1 protein-coding gene is annotated in these 280 nt (G+C 50.7%); it reads left to right on the forward strand.

The features are described from left to right. Window positions 1–280, forward strand: a 280-nt coding sequence (locus LZP73_RS21075; protein ID WP_267960278.1) for an FGGY family carbohydrate kinase, incomplete at both ends; no start/stop codon positions are given.

Raw genomic sequence — 280 nt, forward strand, 5'->3', positions numbered from 1 at the left:
GATTGATGGCGGAAGTCAGAGCACAAAAGTGGTGATGTACGATCTGGAAGGTAATGTGGTTTGCGAAGGCAAAGGCTTATTGCAGCCGATGCACACGCCAGATGCCGATACCGCAGAACATCCTGACGACGATTTATGGGCATCACTATGTTTTGCCAGTCACGATTTGATGAGCCAGTTTGCCGGAAATAAAGAAGATATTGTCGGCATTGGCCTGGGCTCAATCCGTTGCTGCCGTGCGTTATTGAAAGCCGATGGTACGCCAGCCGCGCCGTTGATT

It is taken from the genome of Shewanella sp. AS16 (genome assembly GCF_021412365.1).
Lineage (GTDB): Bacteria > Pseudomonadota > Gammaproteobacteria > Enterobacterales > Shewanellaceae > Shewanella > Shewanella salipaludis.